18 protein-coding genes and 1 riboswitch are annotated in these 21,150 nt (G+C 60.0%); of the genes, 12 read left to right on the top strand and 6 right to left on the bottom strand.

The genetic code is table 11. The features are described 5' to 3' along the window. Positions 1 to 6: 6 nt before the first annotated feature. A complete protein-coding gene (locus AC6I8B_RS18385; protein ID WP_157353966.1) occupies positions 7 to 927 on the bottom strand; it encodes a nucleoside hydrolase in 921 nt (306 codons plus the stop codon). Positions 928 to 1,044: 117 nt separating this feature from the next. After that, a riboswitch (Fluoride riboswitch) is annotated at positions 1,045 to 1,120 on the top strand. An 88-nt stretch (positions 1,121 to 1,208) separates the two neighbouring features. Here AC6I8B_RS18385 and crcB point away from each other — a divergent pair. Both crcB and AC6I8B_RS18375 read left to right on the top strand, forming a co-directional pair. Next, positions 1,209 to 1,586: a fluoride efflux transporter CrcB gene (gene crcB, locus AC6I8B_RS18380; protein WP_033773110.1), complete on the top strand. Its 378-nt coding sequence runs from the start codon at positions 1,209 to 1,211 to the stop codon at positions 1,584 to 1,586. 132 nt (positions 1,587 to 1,718) lie between these two features. Continuing rightward, positions 1,719 to 2,534, top strand: coding sequence for a sugar phosphate isomerase/epimerase family protein (locus AC6I8B_RS18375; protein WP_157353964.1), 816 nt, complete (start codon positions 1,719 to 1,721; stop codon positions 2,532 to 2,534). Here the strand turns inward: AC6I8B_RS18375 and AC6I8B_RS18370 are convergent. The 3 genes from AC6I8B_RS18370 to AC6I8B_RS18360 form a co-directional block, all read right to left on the bottom strand. After that, positions 2,531 to 3,136 carry an alpha/beta hydrolase gene (locus AC6I8B_RS18370; protein ID WP_157353961.1) on the bottom strand — a complete coding sequence of 202 codons (606 nt, stop codon included), beginning with the start codon at positions 3,134 to 3,136 and terminating at the stop codon, positions 2,531 to 2,533. The two genes, AC6I8B_RS18375 and AC6I8B_RS18370, sit on opposite strands and share 4 nt — an antisense overlap. Positions 3,137 to 3,146: 10 nt before the next feature. Further along, positions 3,147 to 4,088, bottom strand: coding sequence for a glutathione S-transferase family protein (locus AC6I8B_RS18365; RefSeq protein WP_010671487.1), 942 nt, complete (start codon positions 4,086 to 4,088; stop codon positions 3,147 to 3,149). A 98-nt stretch (positions 4,089 to 4,186) separates the two neighbouring features. Continuing rightward, positions 4,187 to 5,092 (bottom strand): LysR family transcriptional regulator, encoded by a 906-nt coding sequence (locus tag AC6I8B_RS18360; RefSeq protein WP_157353959.1) that lies wholly within the window; start codon positions 5,090 to 5,092, stop codon positions 4,187 to 4,189. Positions 5,093 to 5,233: 141 nt separating this feature from the next. On the opposite strand from AC6I8B_RS18360, the gene AC6I8B_RS18355 reads away from it, so the two are divergent. After that, positions 5,234 to 6,358 carry a GNAT family N-acetyltransferase gene (locus AC6I8B_RS18355; RefSeq protein ID WP_010253462.1) on the top strand — a complete coding sequence of 375 codons (1,125 nt, stop codon included), beginning with the start codon at positions 5,234 to 5,236 and terminating at the stop codon, positions 6,356 to 6,358. On the opposite strand, the gene AC6I8B_RS18350 is transcribed toward AC6I8B_RS18355, so the two are convergent. Continuing rightward, positions 6,355 to 8,187, bottom strand: coding sequence for an ABC transporter ATP-binding protein (locus tag AC6I8B_RS18350; protein ID WP_033759129.1), 1,833 nt, complete (start codon positions 8,185 to 8,187; stop codon positions 6,355 to 6,357). The genes AC6I8B_RS18355 and AC6I8B_RS18350 overlap by 4 nt on opposite strands. Positions 8,188 to 8,259: 72 nt before the next feature. Between AC6I8B_RS18350 and AC6I8B_RS18345 the strand changes: the two genes are divergently transcribed. Then, a complete protein-coding gene (locus tag AC6I8B_RS18345; RefSeq protein ID WP_010253457.1) occupies positions 8,260 to 8,760 on the top strand; it encodes a GNAT family N-acetyltransferase in 501 nt (166 codons plus the stop codon). Between the two features lie 35 nt (positions 8,761 to 8,795). On the opposite strand, the gene AC6I8B_RS18340 is transcribed toward AC6I8B_RS18345, so the two are convergent. Beyond that, positions 8,796 to 9,713, bottom strand: coding sequence for a sugar ABC transporter substrate-binding protein (locus tag AC6I8B_RS18340; RefSeq protein ID WP_022623976.1), 918 nt, complete (start codon positions 9,711 to 9,713; stop codon positions 8,796 to 8,798). 420 nt (positions 9,714 to 10,133) lie between these two features. Here AC6I8B_RS18340 and AC6I8B_RS18335 point away from each other — a divergent pair, with 420 nt between their 5' ends. The 8 genes from AC6I8B_RS18335 (at position 10,134) to kdpD (ending at position 21,135) form a co-directional block, all read left to right on the top strand. Continuing rightward, positions 10,134 to 11,525: an MFS transporter gene (locus tag AC6I8B_RS18335; protein ID WP_033759126.1), complete on the top strand. Its 1,392-nt coding sequence runs from the start codon at positions 10,134 to 10,136 to the stop codon at positions 11,523 to 11,525. After that, a complete protein-coding gene (locus tag AC6I8B_RS18330; RefSeq protein WP_022623978.1) occupies positions 11,506 to 12,462 on the top strand; it encodes a 2-hydroxyacid dehydrogenase in 957 nt (318 codons plus the stop codon). Before AC6I8B_RS18335 ends, AC6I8B_RS18330 begins: the two co-directional genes overlap by 20 nt. A 159-nt stretch (positions 12,463 to 12,621) precedes the next feature. After that, complete coding sequence (locus AC6I8B_RS18325) at positions 12,622 to 13,788, top strand: HD-GYP domain-containing protein (protein WP_332838048.1); 1,167 nt, start codon at positions 12,622 to 12,624, stop codon at positions 13,786 to 13,788. 108 nt (positions 13,789 to 13,896) lie between these two features. Next, positions 13,897 to 13,986 (top strand): K(+)-transporting ATPase subunit F, encoded by a 90-nt coding sequence (gene kdpF / locus AC6I8B_RS18320; RefSeq protein ID WP_010253443.1) that lies wholly within the window; start codon positions 13,897 to 13,899, stop codon positions 13,984 to 13,986. Further along, complete coding sequence (kdpA, locus tag AC6I8B_RS18315; RefSeq protein ID WP_157353957.1) at positions 13,986 to 15,674, top strand: potassium-transporting ATPase subunit KdpA; 1,689 nt, start codon at positions 13,986 to 13,988, stop codon at positions 15,672 to 15,674. Before kdpF ends, kdpA begins: the two co-directional genes overlap by 1 nt. Then, positions 15,671 to 17,719: a potassium-transporting ATPase subunit KdpB gene (kdpB, locus tag AC6I8B_RS18310; protein ID WP_010671495.1), complete on the top strand. Its 2,049-nt coding sequence runs from the start codon at positions 15,671 to 15,673 to the stop codon at positions 17,717 to 17,719. The genes kdpA and kdpB overlap by 4 nt, the downstream gene beginning before the upstream one ends. Before the next feature lie 10 nt (positions 17,720 to 17,729). Beyond that, positions 17,730 to 18,296 (top strand): potassium-transporting ATPase subunit KdpC, encoded by a 567-nt coding sequence (gene kdpC, locus AC6I8B_RS18305; protein ID WP_157353955.1) that lies wholly within the window; start codon positions 17,730 to 17,732, stop codon positions 18,294 to 18,296. A gap of 163 nt (positions 18,297 to 18,459) precedes the next feature. Continuing rightward, positions 18,460 to 21,135 (top strand): two-component system sensor histidine kinase KdpD, encoded by a 2,676-nt coding sequence (gene kdpD / locus AC6I8B_RS18300; protein WP_010671497.1) that lies wholly within the window; start codon positions 18,460 to 18,462, stop codon positions 21,133 to 21,135. The last annotated feature ends 15 nt before the right edge of the window (positions 21,136 to 21,150 follow it).

Here is a 21,150-nt window from a genome sequence, read left to right as displayed (position 1 = left end):
CGTGGTTCAGGGCGCGGTGAGGGTCTGAAAGAAGTGCGCCCGCACCGCGTCAGCATCCACGCCAAGTGCGACATGCTGGGCGGGCAGGCCGTTAAAGGGATCCTGGCGGGATGCCAGCGCGCTCAGCTTACGCACCGTCTGACCGCAGGCGATGCCCTCCGTGATCACCCGCAGCGGGCTTTCGGTCAGGGTAAACGCCTGTGGCAGAGTGAGCCACGCCACCGCCAGGGTGTCGTGCAGCGCCATACCCTCGAATCCCTCTTTCTCCAGACTGTAAGCCAGGTAAGGGCGACAGATCGCACTCAGCACCGGCTGATTCAGACGCTGAACCTCATCGCCGCTGATCAGCACCTTGTGTGTGACATCCAGCGGGATCACCACCACGTTCAGCGCCGAGGCGAGCACCTGATCGGCAGCATGCGGATCTTTCCAGATATTAAATTCGCTGAAGGGCGTCACGTTGCCACTGTGCCCGTCGGTGCCAAATGCGCCGCCCATGATCACCAGCTCTTTTACCAGCGGAATAATATCCGGCGCCTGATTAATGGCCGTGGCGATATTGGTCAGCGGACCAATCGCCACCAGGGTGATCTGATGCGGCTGCGCCCGCACGCTGTCGATAATAAACTGCACCGCGCCCGGCGCCTGATCGCTGCAGGCATTATCAAACGCATCGCCCAGCCCATCTTCACCGTGCAGTCTGGCAGGCGCAGAGGGTGGCAGCGCCAGCGGTCGTGAACAGCCGCGATAGACCTCCGCGTTAATCGCCATTTTCCCGCAAAACAGTCGGGCGTTTTTCACCGCCTGACCCACTGCCACGTTGCCGAAGACCGTGGTAATCCCCAGCAGATGCTGCGTCCGCGCCGCATAGGCCAGTGCAAAGGCGTCATCCACGCCGATATCGGTATCAAAAATCAGGGTACGCATAGGGTCTCCGCAACAGGCTGTAAACCATCAGCATTACTCCGTCTGTGGCGTGCGCGTCAAGGTTTTCAGCCGCCATGACCTCACTGTTGCCAGCCTGAAACGGGCGTCGTATTATCACCGGCTCAAGGTGATGGCGTGCCACCTTTCCCAACCGCCGGTGGGCTTTACACCGGCTGATGACGCCTGACACTCAATCCTTTCGCGGGAGCTGAGGTGTCAGGCGCAGTTTATCTCTGCCTTTCCCCCTCAGCCCGGCGTCAATCTGCAATCAGGAGCAAGACATGTTGAAACCGTTATTGGCTGTGATGATCGGCGGCTCTGCCGGCTGTGTACTGCGCTGGCTCTTTGCGATGCGCTTTAATGCGCTCTTTCCCAATCTGCCGCCGGGCACGCTGCTGGTGAATCTGATCGGCGGTCTGGTGATCGGCGGCGCGATGGCCTGGTTTGTTCGCCATCCCGACCTCGACCCATTCTGGAAACTGCTGATCGTCACCGGACTGTGCGGCGGGCTGACCACCTTCTCCTCTTTTACGGCGGAATTAATGGGGTTGCTACAATCAGGGAACTATTTCTGGGCGATGACCAGCGCGCTGGTGCATGTGATCGGTTCGCTGCTGATGGCGTTTGCCGGTTTCGCACTGGTCACGATGCTGGGCTGATCCGGCGAAGCGGCGCTTGTCATACTCCTTAAGAGGTAGATACTGTTTCAGGTTTTACGCCCGACCATCCTGCATGAACGGGCGCAGAAGCTGAACGTCACCGATTATTCCGGACGATTAAGGAGCCGAGCAATGCGAACTAACCCCACATTCCTTAACCTGGTGCTGTTAAACGGTGAACCCGGCCAGAAACTTCAGGCGGCGCGTGACGCCGGTTTCGATCAGGTGGAGATCTGGCGCGAGGATGTCGAGGCGTACGAGGGCGGCGCGGCGGCACTGGCTGAGATCGCTGCCCGGCAGGGACCTGGCTTTACCAATCTCCAGGTGCTGCGCGATTTCACCGGGGCACCCAGTGCGTTGCGCGGACAGAAGCGCGAAGAGCTGCGCCAGTTTATTCAGATTGCCCAGGCGCTGGGCTGCGACACCATTCAGGCGCCGGCCAGCACCCGTGAGGATTGCTGCGCCGACCAGATTGATGATGACCTGCGCTGGATGGCCTCTGAAGCTGCGCGCTACAACATGCGCATTATGTATGAGCCGATGGCCTGGTGCAGCGTGGATAACACGCTGCCGCTGGCGTGGCAGCGATTGCAGCGGCTCGATCAGCCCAATATCGGGCTGGTGGTCGATCTGTTCCATATCTGCGCGCTGGGCGGCGACGCCTCACAGCTGGACGGCATTCCAGCCGATCGCATTTATGAAGTACAGCTGTGTGACATGGCCGCCGTTCCCGCGCAGGATAAGCAGAGCCTGATGGCGATGGCAAAGCATCAGCGTCTGCTGCCCGGCGATGGCATTATCGACATTGAACGCTTTGTCGATAAGCTCAAAAGCGCGGGCTATCAGGGACCGGTGGGCATTGAAGTCTTTAATGATGCGCTGAAACGCCTGCCGCCTGAGGTTGCTGCCCGTCATGCCTGGCAGGCATTAAAGCGCTGCTGGGGTTAATCCTGTAAGCACTGCGCGATAAACGCGGCGGCATGCATGGCACCCTGAGCGGAGATGGTGTGGCCGGTGGCGGGTTCAAATCGCGCTTCTACCGGCACCAATGCGGCCCTGAGTCGTGCTGCGGCAGATTCGCTCTCCTGCCACGGAATCACCTCATCGGCCTGGCCGTGGATCAGCAGCGCGGGCAGATAAGGCTGTGGCGTCAGTTCACCGTCAACCGCCAGACGACCCGAAAAGGCGACCACGCCCGCCAGCGGATAACGGCCAGATGCCAGCGCATCCAGCGCCATGATCGACCCCTGTGAAAAGCCGACCAGCACCACATCCTGCCAGCGGTCGGCGAAGCCGTGCTGTGCGATAACGTCGCTGAGGGTCGCGTCAAACGCCGCCCGCGCGGCCCGTACCCGACCTGGCCGGTTCTCTGGCGTCACCTCCTCCAGGCTGAACCACTGCCAGCCAAAACCGGCGGCAAAACGTTCGGGCGCATTGGGTGAGGCAAAAATCACATCCGGCAACAGCGTCGCCCAGTGACGGCCAATCGGTGCCAGATCGTCGCCGTTACTGCCTACGCCATGCAGAAAAATTACCAGTGCTTTTGCCATTATTGCTCCTTTAAAGACCGTACTCACTCAGATCCGGGCCTGCCGGAACGATCCCGTTCGGGTTCAGTGCCTTGATCGAGTAGTAGCCCTGTTTGATATGATCGATGCTGACCGTCTCACGCACGCCGGAGACTGACAGCATGCTCTTAAGATAGCGATTCAGCAGCGTATAGTCGCGTATCCGGCGCAGGTTGCATTTGAACAGGCCATGATAGGCGACGTCAAAGCGAATCAGGGTGACGAACAGGCGAATATCGGTTTCAGTCAGCCGTTCACCCAGCAGGAAGGTGCGACCATCGCTGAGCAGGGCTTCCAGTTCGTCGAGCTGGCTGAAGACGTCGTTAAAGGCCTGCTGATAGCTGATTGATGTCGTCGCGAACCCGGCGCGATAGACACCATTATTCAGACGCGGATAGAGGCTCTCATTCAGCGCATCAATCTCCGGGCGCAGCGCGGCGGGATAGAGGTCGATGCGGTTATCGGCCAGATCGCCAAAGCCGCTGTTGAACATACGCACAATGTCAGCGGACTCGTTGCTGACAATGGTGCCGGTTTTCTTGTCCCACAAGACCGGCACGGTGGCCCGGCCCGTGTAATCGGGCGCGACGCGGGTATAGATTTCATGCAGGTACTGCGCGTGATTCAGCGGGTCCTGCTGTGCGCCGGGAAAATTGCCAAAGCGCCAGCCCTGGGCACCGAGCTGCGGTTCAACCACCGTCACGCTAATCAGCGACTCCAGCCCTTTGAGCTTGCGGGCAATTAACGCGCGCGACGCCCATGGACAGATCAGCGCCACATAAAGATGGTAGCGATCTGCTTCTGCCGCAAATTCAGTGGAGCCATCGCTGCTGATAAAATGCCGGAAACCGGACGTCTGACGGACAAATCCGCCCTGTTTATCGGTCGACTGCACCGGGTGCCAGTCACTACTCCATTTGCCTTCTACTAACATCGCGCGACTCCTCTGTAATGTGAGAAGCAGCTTAACTGATGACTAAACGGCTGATAATCCGGTAATAAAGACAATCATTTCTTCCATTCTGGAAGAAATTACGCGGGCGGAAAACGGGTAAAGTGACTCACCAGGAAGTCGATAAGCAGGCGCGCCCGGTGTGCCAGATGACGGGCGGGCGGATAAACCGCAAACAGGCCAAGTGGTGGCGTGTCAAAATTCTCCAGCAGCCGGACAATCTCACCGCGTTGCAGCGCGGGAGCCGCGATAAAACCGGGCAGCCGCGCAATGCCCAGTCCGGCCATCGCGGCCTGCAGGCAGGCTTCGGTGTTGGCGAAGCGCAGACGCCCGCGGACCGGTACGGTGACAATCTCGCTGCTGCCGTCGCCGCCGGCAAACGGCCAGTGCCAGGGATCGCGAAAATTGGTGTCGATGATGCACTGATGCTGGGGCATCTCGCGCCAGTGCTGCGGCGTGCCAAACTGCTCAAGATAGACCGGCGAGGCGGCGATGCGCACATGCACCTCACCCAGCTTGCGCGCGACCAGGCTGCTGTCGCTGAGGGTGCCGATACGGATCGCCATATCAAAGCCTTCATCGACGATGTTGACGGACCGGTCTGAAAAGCTGACATCCAGTTCAATCAGCGGATAGCGCCGGGCAAACGCCACCAGCACCTCAGACAACACCACAGTACCAAAGGAGCCGGGGGCGCTGATTTGCAGCCTGCCGGTGGGCGTGGTGGCGCTTTCACGCACGCTGGCATCCAGCGTCTCAAACGCATCGAGCAGATTTTTGACCCGCTCATAATAGCTGCGCCCGACATCGGTGGGTGACAGGGCGCGCGTGCTGCGTTTAAACAGCTGGACGCCGAGCCGCTGCTCCAGCTTTGAAACCAGCTTGGAAGCCTGACTGCTGCTGGTGCCGAGACGCAACGCCGCCGCAGAAAAGCTGCCGGTTTCCAGCACCGTGACAAACATCCGGTCACAATCGAGTCGATCCATGGCGGTGTCCTGTGGAGATAAAGTCGCAGTATAGAAGCTGTGCTCCGCTGATGCAGCCTTCACTTTGCGTGCCTTAACCCTTTCGCTGACGCGGAAAACCTGCTTGACTGACTCTCTGCCCGACGTTCTCTGGAGTAATTCATGTCGCTGATTCACCTGACGTCACTGGCGGAGATCCCGGCCGCCGAGTGGGATGCGCTGTTGCCTGATGACCAGCCCTTTTTGCGTCACGCCTTTCTGCTCACGTTAGAACAGAGCGGCAGCGTGCGGTTAGAGGCGGGCTGGCAGCCCGATCATCTGCTGTGGCGGGAGGAGGGGGTGACCCGCGCCGCGCTGCCAGGCTACCGCAAACGCCATTCACAGGGCGAGTACGTCTTTGATCACGCCTGGGCGGATGCCAGCCAGCGCGCCGGGATCCGCTACTACCCGAAATGGCTGGGCGCGATCCCCTTCAGCCCGGTCAGCGGCGCGCGCCTGCTGGGTGAAACTGCTGCCGCGGCGCAACTGCTGTCGGCCCTGCCTGAGAGCCTGTTACAGCAGGGCTTAAGCGGGGCACATATCAACTTTACCGATGCGCAGGCTAACCAGTTGCTGGCCGATCAGCCCGACTGGCTCTCCCGGCTCGGCTGTCAGTATCACTGGCATAACCGTGGCTACCGCGATTTTCAGGATTTCCTGGATTCGCTGATGTCGCGCAAGCGCAAACAGCTGCGTAAAGAGCGTGAGCAGGTGATGCAGAGCGGCTTTGAGTTTGACCGCTACCTGGGCTACCAGCTGCGCGAAGATCAGTGGGATTTTGTCTATACCTGTTACGCCAACACCTATGCGGTGCGCGGTCAGCGTCCCTATCTGACGCGTGACTTTTTCAGCCTGCTGGCGGAACGCATGCCGCAGAATATTGTGGTGGTGATCGCCCGTTTACAGCAGCAACCGGCCGCCATGGCGTTTTATCTGCGGGACAGCAATGCGCTCTATGGCCGCTACTGGGGCTGTCTGGCGGAGTTTGACCGGCTGCACTTCGAAACCTGTTTCTATCAGGGAATGGATTTGGCCCTTGATGAGGGGCTGACGCGGTTTGATGCTGGCGCACAGGGCGAGCACAAGCTGGTGCGCGGCTTCGAGCCGCAGATTACCCACTCCTGGCACTATCTGCTGCATCCCGGCCTGCGCGATGCCGTGGCAGATTTTCTGGTGCAGGAGCGGGAAGGCGTGCGCGGCTGGGCGGAAGAAGCACGCGACGCCTTACCCTATCGACGCGGCGATTAATCGATGCCGACAAAACCGCCGGTCTGATGCTGCCACAAGCGGGCATAGAGGCCGTTTTGCGCCAGCAGCTCGTGATGGCTGCCCATCTCGGCAATGCCGCCTTTATCCAGCACCACCAGCCGATCCATCTTCGCGATGGTCGACAGGCGGTGCGCGATGGCGATAACGGTTTTGCCCTGCATCAGTGACTCCAGGCTCTCCTGAATCGCCGCTTCCACTTCGGAGTCGAGCGCCGAGGTGGCCTCATCCATGATCAGAACCGGCGCATCCTTCAGCAGCACGCGGGCTATCGCCACACGCTGACGCTGACCGCCCGACAGTTTCACGCCGCGCTCGCCCACGTGCGCATCCAGCCCGGTGCGACCCAGCGAGTCGGAGAGCAGCGGGATAAACTCATCGGCGCGGGCGCGGTGAATCGCAAGCTGCAGCTCCTCTTCGCTGGCGTCGGGACGACCATACAGCAGGTTTTCACGGATTGAGCGGTGCAGCAGCGAGGTGTCCTGGGTGATCATGCCAATCTGGCTGCGCAGGCTCTCCTGCGTCACGGCGGCGATATCCTGATCGTCGATCACAATCCGCCCTGCGTTCAGGTCATAGAGGCGCAGCAGCAGGTTCACCAGCGTCGATTTACCGGCGCCCGAGGGACCAATCAGCCCAATCTTCTCACCAGGTTTGATGTCAAGATTAAAGCCGTTAATCACCTGACGGCCACCGCCATAATCGAAGCGCACATCCTCAAAGCGGATGTTGCCGCGCGTCACCTTAAGCTGCTTCGCCTGCGGCGCATCCTGCACGCTCAGCGGCTGCGCAATGGTTTTCAGGCCATCCTGTACCGTACCAATATTTTCGAAAATGCCGTTGACCACCCACATGATCCAGCCGGACATATTCACCAGGCGGATCACCAGACCTGTCGCCAGTGCAATCGCCCCGACGCTAATCAGCGACTGGCTCCATAACCACAGCGCCAGCCCGGAGGTCGAGACAATCAGCAGGCCGTTCAGCGCCGACAGGGTCAGATCCATGCTGGTGACCATGCGACCGGCGTTCTGGGTTTTTTCGGTCTGCTCCTGAATCGCCTCACGCGCATACTGCCGTTCCAGATCGCTGTGAGCGAACAGCTTGATGGTGGCGATGTTGGTATAACCATCGACAATGGTGCCCATCAGTTTAGATCGCGACTCTGAGGAGACCACCGAACGCGCTTTAACGCGCGGCACAAAGAAACGCAGCGAGGCGCTGTAGGCCACCATCCACAGAATCAGCGGGATCATCAGCCGCCAGTCGGCACCGGCAAACAGCACCAGTGAAGTCACCGCGTAGATCAGCACGTGCCAGATGGCATCCACCAGCTGCACCGCGGAATCGCGCAGTGAACTGCCGGTCAGCATAATGCGCTGGGCGATGCGACCCGCGAAATCGTTCTGGAAGAAATTGAGGCTCTGGCGCAGCACGTAGTTGTGATTCTGCCAGCGGATCATGCTGGTCATGCTCGGGCTGATGCTTTGATGCACCAGCATGTCGTGCAGGGCGATAAAAATCGGCCGCAGAATCAGCGCCACCGCCCCCATCCACAGCAGTATCGGCCAGTTATCCCGAAACAGGCTGGCGGGCGTGGAGTGATTGACCATATCGATAATGCGGCTCAGATAGCTGAACAGCGACACTTCAATCAGGGCTGACGCCAGTCCCACTACCAGCAGTGCCGCGAAACTCGGCCAGACCTGCCGCAGATAGTAGAGGTAAAACGACCAGACCGTTGAGGGGGGCGAGTCGGTGGGCGCGTCATGAAAAATATTGATAAAACGCTCAAAACGGCGATACAACATAGCGATACTCTTTCCGTCCGGTAAAGAGCTACAGCTTAGTGCATGAACCCCGTTCGGCTAAAAGGAGAAAATATGGAAATCATTATTCGGGCACGGGAACCGCAGGATGCCGCCGCCTATCAGCGACTCTACAGTCATCCCGATGTCTATCCCTGGACGCTGCAGCTGCCGTTTCCCAGCGTTGCCACCTGGGAGAAAAAAATCGCCAGAATGGATGCTGAGGGGTTTATCGCCTTTGTCGCGGAGATCGAGGGCGTGCTGGCCGGTGAGCTGACGCTGTTTGTGGATAACAAGCCGCGCACCCGCCACTGCATCAGCTTTGGGCTGGGTGTGCATCCCGATTACGCCGGTCGCGGCGTCGGTGAGCGCCTGATCCGCACCGCGCTCGACTATTCCCGTAACTGGCTGGGGATTACGCGTATGGAGCTGGAGGTGTTTCACGACAACGAACGGGCGCTGCGGCTCTATGAGCGGCTGGGCTTTGAGCGTGAAGGGGTGATGCGGCAGGCCGCCCTGCGCGACGGTCAGCTGCGCGATGTGGTGATGATGGCGAAACTGCTGCACGAGAAGTGATAACCGGAGCGGCAGCGCTGCCGCTCCGCTTTTCATTACGGATTTTTATTGCTGTATTGCTGCATGTTCTGCTGCGTCACCAGTTCAAACGGGATCCATTGGTGGGAATCGACTTTTTTCCCTTTGATCATCTGCTGCGCCACCTCGACCGATTTTTTGCCCTGACCCACGGCATCCTGGAACACGGTGACGGCCAGTTTGCCGCTTGCCAGGGCTTTCAGGCCATCCGGCGTGGCATCAATGCCGCCCACCAGAATGGTTTTCTTCGGTTTCGCCTGGGCAATCGCCATGGTTGCGCCAATCGCCATTTCGTCGTTGTTGGCGGCGACAATATCGATCTCTTCCCCGTTCGACAGCCAGTTGAGCATTAAATCCATGCCCTCATTACGCGAATAGTTTGCGGTCTGCTTCAGCACTACTTTCATGTCGGGATACTTTGCCACCACCTGCTCCACATCTTTGGTGCGCTGCAGCGCACCCGCATCGCTGAGGTTACCGATGATAATGGCGACTTTGCCACGATAACCCGCCTGCTTCGCCAGCGCTTCCATCTGCAACGTGCCCGATTCGCGTTCGTCAGAGCCGACAAACACCACGCCCGGCGGCAGGGTTTTATCGCCCGGTGTGCGGTTAACGTAGACCAGCGGAATGTGAGCCTGCTGCGCCAGTCTGGTCAGGGCAGGGGTGCTGGCGGAGTCGACCGGATCGACGATAATCGCGTCCACCCCGGAACTGATAAAACTCTGCACCTGATCGGTCTGACGGCCCACGTCGCCGCGTGCATCTTCGAACTGCGCATCCAGCTGACGCGCTTTGGCCTCTTTCTCGATCGACTGGCGGATAATGGTCAGAAAGTTCTGGTCGAAATAGGCCATTGAGACGCCAATTTTCTCTGCCAGCGCCGACGTGGAAAGAGAGAGCAGACAGAGTATTGCCCATGCACGTTTTTTCATTGCAGACTCCCGAGGTTAACTGAGTGGAATGGATTTTTCATTTATTATAAAAATGGACAAAGATTATCATTTGCAGCTTATGAACAGTCGCCGGGTTTGACAACCGGCCCTTTTCACTCTTGCTAGCGCCGCCACACTTTGCCGTAAAATCGCCGCGTCATAGCTGCCAGCACCGATGAAATCCTCGACGTGGCGCACACTCTGCGGCAGGCAGCCGCGGCTTTTTGCGCTTTTGTGCAGCATCGCACTGGCCTTTGTGGTGGTTGTCAGAAAACCGTTGAATCGGGCCTGACGATCTCAACATCCGCACAATGATCCATCGTTAGCCTCCTATCTATATTTCCTTAAGCGGGAAATCTCAGCGTTATTCCTGAAAAAAACCTCGTGGCGCAACCTGCCGCTTTTTAAGGAATTCAGCTCATGCTTAAAGACCAAACGACTCACCGGACGTCTCATGTGCGCATCTGGATCCTCTGCCTGATCCTCTTTCTGTCGGTCGTGGCTTATGCCGACCGTTCGATCCTCTCGATCTCCGGATCGGCAATCAAAGAGGAGTTCGGCCTGTCAGCGATCCAGCTGGGATTGATCCTCTCTGCCTTCAGCTGGGCCTACGTTATCGGTCAGATCCCCGGCGGGCTGTTTCTTGACCGCTTCGGGGCTAAAAAAGTGTATGGCGTCACGCTGGCGCTCTGGTCAGTCTCGACGCTGGCGATGGGATTCGTTGGTGAGTTCTCCAGCGGCATGACCGGCGCGCTGATGCTGATGTTTGGTCTGCGCTTTATGCTGGGATTGATCGAGGCACCCAGCTTTCCCGCCAATGCGCGCGTGGTGATTATGTGGTTCCCTGGCGCAGAGCGGGGACGGGCTTCATCGCTGTTCAGCTCGGCGCAATATTTTGCCGTCGCCATCTTCTCGCCGTTGTCAGGCTGGCTGGTGTCGCGCTTTGGCTGGGAGTGGCCGTTCTTTGTGCTGGGCGGCATCGGCCTGCTGGCGGTGTTTGTCTGGGCTGCCTGGATGCGGGAGCCGCGCAATCACCCTGGCGTGTCAGAGAGTGAACTGCGCCACATCGTTGACGGTGGTGCGCTGGTGGATATCGACTCGGCGCAGACGCTGAAAGCGCGGCCACCGGTCAGTAAAGCGATGTTCAGAAAGCTGCTCACTAATCGCATGCTCTGGTGCGCCTATCTCGGTCAGTACTGCATCATCGCGCTCAGCTACTTCTTTATTACCTGGTTTCCGATCTATCTGGTGCAGGCGCGCGGCATGAACATCATGGAGGCGGGCTTCGCCACCGTGGCTCCGGCGCTGTTTGGTTTTCTGGGCGGGATCAGCGGCGGCTACCTGTCAGACAAGTTAATCGCCCGGGGCTGGAGCGTCTCCTGGGCGCGTAAAACGCCCTATATCGTCGGCATGCTGATGGCGTCCAGCCTGGTGCTGGCGGCGATTATTCCCGGTAACGGCGGCATTATCGCCATTATGTCCTTCGCCTTTTTCGGTAAAGGTATAGCGGCCGGTGCAGGCACCTGGACGGTGATCAGCGACACCGCACCTAAAGAGGCGGTGGGCCTGGCCGGCTCCATTTTTAACGGCATCGGCAATATTGCCGGTTTCACCACGCCGCTGCTGTTCGGCATCATCGTCGGTCTGACCGGCAGCTACAGCATCGGGCTGGCGTTTGTGGCGGCACACTGCGTGGTAGCGGCGCTGCTGTTCCTGCTGGTGATGGGACCGATTGAACGCGTCGGTGAAGAGAGCGATCGCCCGGCATCCTATAACAATCAGGAGAAAGAAGATGGCATTAAAGCAATGTAAGGTGCTGATCAGAGGGAAATTCCTGCCACCGCAGCTGATAGAGAACATTGAAAAGACGTTCACCGCGTTCCGGCTGTGGGAGGCGGAAGATGAGGCAGCCTTTCTGGCTGAGCAGGGCGCAGATATCGACATGCTGGTCACCAGCGGCAACGCGGTGATGGGCGCACCGGCCGCGCTGATCGCCGCGCTGCCAAACCTGAAAGCGATCTGCAGTAACGGCGTCGGTTATGACAGCATTGATACGGAAGCCGCCCGGTCGCGCGGCATTGTGGTGACCAACACGCCGGAGGTGCTCAATGATTGCGTCGCCGATCTGGGGATGGCGCTGCTGCTGGATGTGGCGCGCCGCATCAGCGAGGCCGATCGCTTCACACGCGCCGGTCACTGGACGCAGGGCCGCTTTCCGCTGAGCAGCAAAATCGGTGGCAAGGTGTGCGGTATCGTCGGGCTGGGCAATATCGGTCAGGCGGTGGCAAGGCGCGCGCAGGCGTTTGATATGGCGATTCACTATTACAATCCGCGTTCACGCCCCGATGTGCCCTACACCCGTCATGAGAGCCTGGTGGCGCTGGCGCAGCAGGCCGATTTCCTGGTGCTGACCCTGCCGGGCGGTGCCGCGACGCGCCACATTATCAATGCGGAAGTGCTGCAGGCGCTGGGACCGCAGGGCTATCTGATTAACATTGCGCGCGGCAGCGTGGTGGATCAGCAGGCGCTGGTGGATGCGCTGGAAACCGGGCAGATCGCCGGTGCCGGGCTTGATGTGTTTGAACAGGAGCCGCAGGTGCCTGACGCACTGCGCCAGCGCGACAATGTGGTGATCACGCCGCATATCGCCAGCAGCACCCGCGAAACCATGGCGGCGATGGCTGACCTGGTCTTTGAGAATATGCTGGCGTTTGCCCGTGGTGAGCCGGTGCTGACCCGGGTAGTGTAACCACCGCGGCGTCTTAACTCCCTGCTGAAACGGGGGCGAGGCAGGACGCCTCTCCTCTGACCACTCACCAGACCCTCACCTTCGCACAAAACAGCCTGAAGAAAATTTGTCCGGCTGCCGATATCACCTTACCACCCGCTGATATTAAAGAGTGATAGCGTGATAAAGCTGATTACCATTGATGAATTGCGCCCAGGGATGTTTATCCACAAGCTGGAGGTCTGGTGGATAAAAGACCAGCGCATTCATAATGAGATGCTGATCACCGATCCCCGACAAATCGCCATGCTTCGCACTGAAGGGATCCGCCAGCTCTGGATCGACCTCGATCGATCGGTGCAGGCGCCGATCGCCTCCACGGTCGCGAAGAGAACCATTGGCCGCACCCCGTTTTTCCAGGAACTGGATCAGGCACAGCAGATCTTTTTGCAGGGCAAACCGAAAGTGCTGGCGATGTTCAACGAAGCGCGGCTGGGTAACGGCCTGAAGCTCGATTATATGATGGATCTGGTGGATGAAATCGCCGGATCGATCACGCGTGAACCCTCCGCCATGCTGAGCGTGGCGCGACTGAAAAATCATGATGACTACACCTACCTGCACTCCATGGCGGTCTGCGGGCTGATGATTGCGCTGGGTAAAAAACTCGGGCTGGATGAGCAGGAGCTGCGTCGGGTGGGCATGGGCGGTTTACTGCATGATGTCGGCAAAGCGGCTGTGCCGCTGGCGATCCTGAACAAAGCGGGCAAGCTGACTGAAGAGGAGTTCAGGGTGATGCGTGAGCATCCGGTGGTCGGTGCGCAGATGCTGATAGAAGCCGACGCCGATGACGATCTGCTCGATATCACCCTGCATCATCATGAGAAATATGATGGCAGCGGCTATCCGCACCGCCTGAAAGGCGAGGCGATTTCGCTCTACGCCCGCATGGCGGCGGTGTGCGATGTCTATGATGCCGTCACTTCGACCCGCTCCTATCGCAACGGCTGGACACCCGCCGAGGCGATGCACCAGATGCTGAGCTGGCGCGGCCATTTCGACCCTGGCTTGCTGCACACCTTCGTACGGACCATCGGCATCTATCCGGTGGGATCGCTGGTGCGTCTGGCCTCCGGCCGGGTGGCGCTGGTGGTGAAAGCGGGCGAAAAATCGCTGATGCGTCCCTGCGTGCATGTCTTCTGGTCGCTGCACGCCCAGCGTGAAGTGAAACCGGAAGAGCTCGACCTTGGCGACAGCTTCTGCACCGACAGCATTGTGGGCGCAGAGGACAGCACGCTGTGGGGTAAAGTCGATCTCAATCGTATCTGGGCGCTGGAAGTCGCCTGACTTTTCGCCATTTTTACACTATTTTTACGCCCGCCCGCTGCATTTTAACCCCTTCTTTATACGCCTCCGCGCAAGCTAAGCCATAAATCCAATCCTCTGGAGGTTCCTGTGAGCGTGGGCGTAATAACCGGCATTGTGCTGGTGGTGTTGTTACTGGGCTATCTGATCTATGCCCTGTTAAATGCGGAGGCCTTCTGATGGCGGCCAATGCTTTTTTACTCATCGCATTTTATCTGCTGCTGCTGATGGTGCTGGCGCAGCCGCTCGGACGGGGTCTGGCGTCGTTAGTGGCTGACAAGCCGGTGTTTGCCCGCCTGGAAGCGCCGCTGTGGCGACTGCTGGGCGCGCAACAATCGGACATGCGCTGGCCGCACTACCTGCTGGCGATTCTGCTGTTTAATGCGCTGGGTTTCGTGGTGCTGCTGGCAATATTGCTGATGCAGGGCGCGCTGCCGCTGAATCCGCAGCAGCTGCCTGGCCTGAGCTGGCATCTGGCGCTGAACACCGCCGTGAGCTTCGTCACCAACACCAACTGGCAATCCTACAGCGGCGAAAGCACCCTGAGTTATTTCAGTCAGATGGTGGGCCTGACGGTGCAGAATTTCCTCTCAGCCGCGACCGGTATCGCCGTGGCGTTTGCGCTAATCCGTGGCTTTGCTAATCGCAGCTCTGCGACCCTGGGTAACGCCTGGCGCGACCTGACGCGCATCACGCTCTATGTCTTACTGCCCATCAGCCTGCTGATGGCGCTCTTCTTTGTCAGCCAGGGCAGCATCCAGAACTTCGCGCCTTATCACAGTTTCTCCACGCTGGAAGGCGTGCAGCAGACGCTGGCGATGGGGCCGGTGGCGTCGCAGGAAGCGATCAAAATGCTGGGCACCAACGGTGGCGGCTTCTTTAACGCCAACTCCTCCCATCCATTTGAAAACCCGACGGTGCTGACTAACCTGGTGCAGATGCTGAGCATCTTCCTGATCCCGGCGGCGCTCTGCTTCGCGTTTGGCGAAAGCGTGCGTGACCGTCGTCAGGGCCACATGCTGCTGTGGGCGATGACGCTGATGTTTGTGGCGGCGGTCTCGGTCGTCATGTGGGCCGAACTGCAGGGCAACCCGCACTTCCTCCAGCTGGGTGCTGACAGCGCCATCAACATGGAAGGTAAAGAGACGCGCTTTGGCATTCTTAACAGCAGCCTGTTCGCGGTTATCACCACTGCCGCCTCCTGCGGTGCGGTGAATGCCATGCACGACTCCTTTACTGCGCTGGGTGGCATGGTGCCGATGTGGCTGATGCAACTGGGCGAAGTGGTGTTTGGCGGCGTCGGTGCCGGTCTCTACGGCATGCTGCTGTTTGTGCTGCTGGCGGTGTTTATCGCCGGGCTGATGATCGGTCGTACTCCGGAATTCCTGGGTAAAAAAATCGACGTCTGGGAGATGAAGATGACCGCGCTGGCGATTCTGGTCACACCGGCGCTGGTGCTGATCGGTACTGCACTGGCGATGATGACCGACGCCGGACGCAGTGCCATGGCCAATCCCGGCATTCACGGCTTCAGCGAAGTGCTCTACGCGGTCTCCTCGGCGGCCAACAACAACGGCAGCGCCTTTGCCGGCCTGAGTGCTAACACGCCGTTCTGGAACCTGTTACTGGCTGCCTGCATGCTGCTGGGCCGCTTCGGCATCATCATTCCGGTGATGGCGATTGCCGGTGCGATGGCGGTGAAAAAAGTGCAGCCGGTGGGTAACGGCACGCTGCCAACCCACGGTCCGCTGTTTATCGGACTGCTGATCGGTACGGTGCTGCTGGTGGGTGCACTGACCTTTATTCCTGCTCTGGCGCTGGGCCCGGTGGCTGAGCATCTGCAACTTGTTCAGGGACAATCCTCATGAGTCGTCAACAACAGGCGTTATTTGACGCAGCATTGCTGCGTACCTCGGCCTGGGATGCAGTGAAAAAGCTCGATCCCCGGGTGCAGTTCCGTAACCCGGTGATGTTTGTGGTCTACCTCGGCAGCATTCTGACCTCGCTGCTGGCGCTGGCGATGCTGACCGGCCGGATCAGCGGCAGCGCCAGCTTTACCGGGGCGATTGCGGTCTGGCTCTGGTTCACCGTGCTGTTCGCCAACCTGGCGGAGGCGCTGGCAGAAGGGCGCAGTAAGGCTCAGGCCAGCAGCCTGAAAGGGGTGAAAAAGACCAGCTTTGCCAAAAAACTCTCAGCGGCGCGCTATGGCGCCGAGTGGCAGCAGGTCAGTGCCGATGAGCTGCGTAAAGGCGATGCCGTGCTGGTGGAAGCGGGCGACATCATCCCCTGCGACGGTGAAGTGATGGAGGGCGGTGCCTCGGTGGATGAAAGCGCCATTACCGGTGAGTCCGCTCCGGTGATCCGCGAGTCGGGCGGTGACTTCGCCTCCGTTACCGGCGGGACCCGCATTCTCTCTGACTGGCTGGTGATCACCTGTAGCGCCAACCCGGGCGAAACCTTCCTTGACCGGATGATCGCCATGGTGGAAGGCGCGAAACGCCGTAAAACCCCGAATGAGATCGCCCTGACCATCCTGCTGGTGTCACTGACCATCGTGTTCCTGCTGGCGACCGTGACACTCTGGCCGTTCTCGGCATGGGGCGGAACGCCGGTCAGCATCACGGTGCTGGTGGCGCTGCTGGTCTGTCTGATCCCGACCACCATCGGCGGCTTACTGTCGGCGATTGGCGTGGCGGGGATGAGCCGGATGCTGGGTGCTAACGTCATTGCGACCAGTGGACGTGCGGTGGAAGCTGCGGGCGATGTGGATGTGCTGATGCTGGACAAAACCGGCACCATCACGCTGGGTAACCGTCAGGCGACCCAGTTCCTGCCCGCGCCGGGCGTCAGCGAAGAGCAACTGGCCGACGCCGCACAGCTCGCCTCGCTGGCCGATGAGACGCCGGAAGGGCGCAGCATCGTGGTGCTGGCAAAACAGCGATTTAATCTGCGTGAGCGCGATCTCAGCAGCATGGGTGCCAGCTTTATTCCGTTCTCTGCGCAGACCCGCATGAGCGGCGTGAACGTGCAGGATCGACTGATCCGCAAAGGCGCGGTCGATGCGGTACGTCGCCACATCGAAGCGAACCATGGCCGTTTCCCGGCCGAGGTCAATGCGCAGGTGGAAGAGGTGGCACGCAGTGGCGGCACGCCGCTGGTGGTGTCAGAGGGCGCGAACGTGCTGGGCGTGGTGGCGCTGAAAGATATCGTCAAAGGCGGCATCAAAGAGCGCTTTGCCGAACTGCGCAAAATGGGTATCAAAACGGTGATGATCACCGGCGATAACCCGCTGACGGCCGCAGCGATTGCCGCTGAAGCGGGCGTGGATGACTTCCTGTCAGAGGCCACGCCGGAAGCCAAGCTGGCGCTGATCCGCCAGTATCAGGCGGAAGGACGTTTAGTGGCGATGACCGGCGACGGCACCAACGATGCGCCTGCACTGGCGCAGGCGGATGTGGCGGTAGCGATGAACTCCGGTACCCAGGCGGCGAAAGAGGCGGGCAACATGGTCGATCTCGACTCGAACCCGACCAAGCTGCTGGAAGTGGTGCACATTGGTAAACAGATGCTGATGACGCGCGGTTCGCTGACCACCTTCAGTATCGCCAACGACGTGGCGAAATATTTCGCCATCATTCCGGCGGCGTTTGCGGCGACCTATCCGCAGCTCAACATGCTTAACGTGATGCACCTGCACTCGCCAGCCAGTGCGATTCTGTCGGCGGTGATCTTTAACGCTCTGGTGATTGTCTTCCTGATCCCGCTGGCCCTGAAAGGCGTCAGCTACCGCCCACTGAGCGCCGCTGCGCTGCTGCGCCGCAACCTGCTGATTTACGGTCTGGGTGGCCTGCTGGTGCCGTTTGTCGGCATCAAAGCGATCGATCTGCTGTTAGTGTTTTCAGGCATGGCCTGAGGAGAGAAAAATGAGTCAGTTACGTCCGGCAATTTTACTGTTGTTGCTGCTTACGCTTGTTACCGGCGTGGTTTATCCTTTGCTCACCACCGGTCTGGCGCAGTGGCTGTTTCCGTCCCAGTCCAGCGGCTCGCTGCTGGAGGAGGATGGCGTGGCGCGCGGGTCGGCGCTGGTTGGCCAGAACTTTACCCAGCCCAACTACTTCTGGGGCCGCCCTTCAGCCAGTGGTGATAAACCTTATAATCCGCTGGCCTCAGGGGGCAGCAATCTGGCCGCCAGCAACCCGGCGCTGGACAAAGCGGTAGCCGATCGCGTCGCTGCGCTGCGGGCCGCGAATCCGCAGGCACCTGCCGCCGTCCCGGTTGAACTGGTCACCGCTTCAGCCAGCGGGCTGGACCCGGATATTTCGCCACAGGCCGCCCTTTGGCAGGCACCGCGTATCGCCGCCAGCCGCCAGTTGCCGTTGCCGCAGGTCGAGGCGCTGATTGATAAGATGACGCATCGTCCGCTGCTGCCATTCCTCGGCACCCCGACCCTCAACGTGTTGCAGCTGAATATGGCGCTCAACGAACTGTAATGGTGTTAAGAGCCTATCCCATTAGGCTATTTTATTTGTCAGTCTGAACCTGGGCAGTGCTCACAATCCTCACGTACTACGTGTACGCTCCGGTTGTTCCGCGCTGTCCGTGTCCAGACTGTCTGCAACAATTACGCCTACTGGCATAGGCTCTAAGGAAGCGATGAACCACGAACCCCAGCGTCCCGATCCCGACGCGCTGCTGCAGGCTAACCGCGAGACTCATCGCGGGCAGCTGAAAATTTACTTTGGTGCCTGTGCGGGCGTGGGTAAAACCTATGCCATGCTGCAGGAGGCACAGCGGCTGCGCGCGCAGGGTCTGGATGTCTTAATCGGCGTGGTAGAGACCCATGACCGGCCGGAAACCGCGCAGCTGCTGACAGGGTTAACTCTGCTGCCGCGTCGCGCAACCGGCCGCTCGCGTCATGCGGAGTTTGATCTCGATGCCGCGCTGGCTCGCCATCCGGCGGTGATCCTGATGGATGAGCTGGCGCACACCAACGTGCAGGGCTCGCGCCATCCCAAGCGCTGGCAGGATATTGAGGAGCTGCTGGAAGCGGGCATCGATGTACTGACCACCGTCAACGTACAGCATCTTGAGAGCCTCAATGATGTGGTGGGCGGCGTCACCGGCATTCAGGTGCGCGAAACCGTGCCCGATCCCTTTTTCGACAGCGCCGACGAAGTGGTGCTGGTCGATCTGCCGCCCGACGATCTGCGGCAGCGGCTGAAAGAGGGCAAAGTCTATATTGGCGACCGCGCGGAACGCGCCATCGAAAACTTTTTCCGCAAAGGTAACCTGTTCGCCCTGCGTGAGCTGGCCCTGCGTCGTACCGCCGATCGGGTGGATGATCAGATGCGTGCCTGGCGCGATCAGCAGGGACGGGAGCGCGTCTGGCACACCCGCGACGCCATTCTGCTCTGCATTGGCGACGACAGCGGCAGTGAAAAGCTGGTGCGCACCGCCGCCCGACTGGCGGCGCGGCTTGGCAGTGAATGGCATGCGGTCTATGTCGAAACGCCCCGGCTGCACCGGCTGCCGGAAGCGCGGCGACGGGCGATTCTGCGTACGTTACAACTGGCGCAGGAGCTGGGCGCGGAAACCGCGACCCTCTCTGAACCCGATGAAGCCGAAGCGGTACTGGGTTACGCCCGCGCGCACAATCTGGGCAAAATTGTCACCGGTCGTCGCCCGCTGCGGCGCTGGCGGCGTGACAGCTTTGCCGAACGGCTCGGCCAGCTGGGGCCGGATCTCGATCTGCTGGTGGTGGCGCTGGATGAGCCGCTGAAGGATGCGCCGCATCCGCTGCCGGATGGCCGCGTCACCAGCGAAAAATGGCGTATTCAGCTGCGCGGCGTAATGATGGCGCTGGTGCTCTGTATCCTTGTAACCGCCGCCGGACAGTCGGTACTGATCGGTTTCGATCCCGCCAACTGCGTAATGATCTATCTGCTGGCGGTGGTGATCGTGGCGCTGCGCTATGGTCGCTGGCCGTCGGTGATCGCCACGGTGATGAATATCGTCGCCTTTGACCTCTTCTTTGTTGCCCCCACCGGCACGGTGGCGGTCTCCGATCTGCAATATCTGGTCACCTTTGGCGTGATGCTGGCGGTAGGCGTAATCGTCGGCAATCTCACGGCAGGCGTGCGTTATCAGGCGCGGGTGGCGCGCTACCGCGAGCAGCGGGCGCGCCAGCTCTATGAGATGGCGAAATCGCTGGGCAGTGCGTTAACGCCGCAGGATATCGCCGCCACCAGCCAGCGGGTGCTGGATGCCACGTTACAGGCGCGCTGCCTGCTGCTGCTGCCGGATGAGCAGGGCGAACTGCAACCGGTGGGCGATGCGTTACCAGCCAGCGAGCCGGATCGCGCGATTGCTAAATGGAGTTACAGCAAAGGCCAGCCTGCGGGTGCGGGCACTGATACCTTACCGGCGGTGCCTTATCAGATCCTGCCGCTGAAAAGTGGCGCGCACTGCCGGGGTTTGCTGGTGGTGGAGCCGCAGAACCTGCGTCAGCTGATGATCCCCGAGCAGCAGCGGCTGGTGGAAACCTTTACGGTGCTGATTGCTAACGCACTGGAGCGAATGGCGCTGTCGCATAGCGAGGCGGCGTCCCGGCTCTCGGCGGAGCGTGAACAGCTGCGCAATGCGCTGCTGTCGGCGCTGTCCCACGACCTGCGCACCCCACTGACCGTGCTGTTTGGTCAGGCGGAAATGCTGATGCTCGACCTGGCCAGCGATAACTCAAAATATGTGCCGCAGGCCAGTCAGATCCGCGAGCAGACGCTGAGCACCATCCGGCTGGTGAGCAACATGCTGGATATGGCGCGCATTCAGTCGGGCGGCCTCAATCTGCGTGAGGAGTGGCTGGCGCTGGAAGAGGTGGTCGGCGGGGCGCTGAGCAGCATGGCACCGTCGCTGAAAGGGCATGAGGTCCGGCTCGATCTGCCGGACGACATTGTGCTGATCAAAGGCGACAGCACGCTGCTGGAGCGGGTCTTCACCAACCTGATTGAGAACAGCCTGAAGTATGCCGGTAACAGCGCACCACGCGGCATTCGCGCCTGGCGTGCGGCATCACGGCTGGAGATCTCGGTCTGGGATAGCGGACCGGGCATTGCCGAAGACGATTTAAGCCGGATATTCGATAAATTCTGGCGGGGCGACAAAGAGTCGGCGGTGCCGGGCGTCGGGCTGGGTCTGGCAATCTGTAAAACCATTATCGAGAGCCACGGCGGTCAGATCTGGGCAGAGAACAGGGCCGAAGGTGGCGCGGCATTTCGTCTCTCGCTGCCGCTGCCGCCGGTCCCTGAAATTTCTGACGAAGGGCTGAAATAACTTCACAGTTGATCG

Source organism: Pantoea sp. X-Soil-ISGK-285, assembly GCF_059730815.1.
The sequence above is the reverse complement of the archived record's forward strand: the minus strand, read 5'-3'. Positions and strand labels throughout refer to the sequence as shown.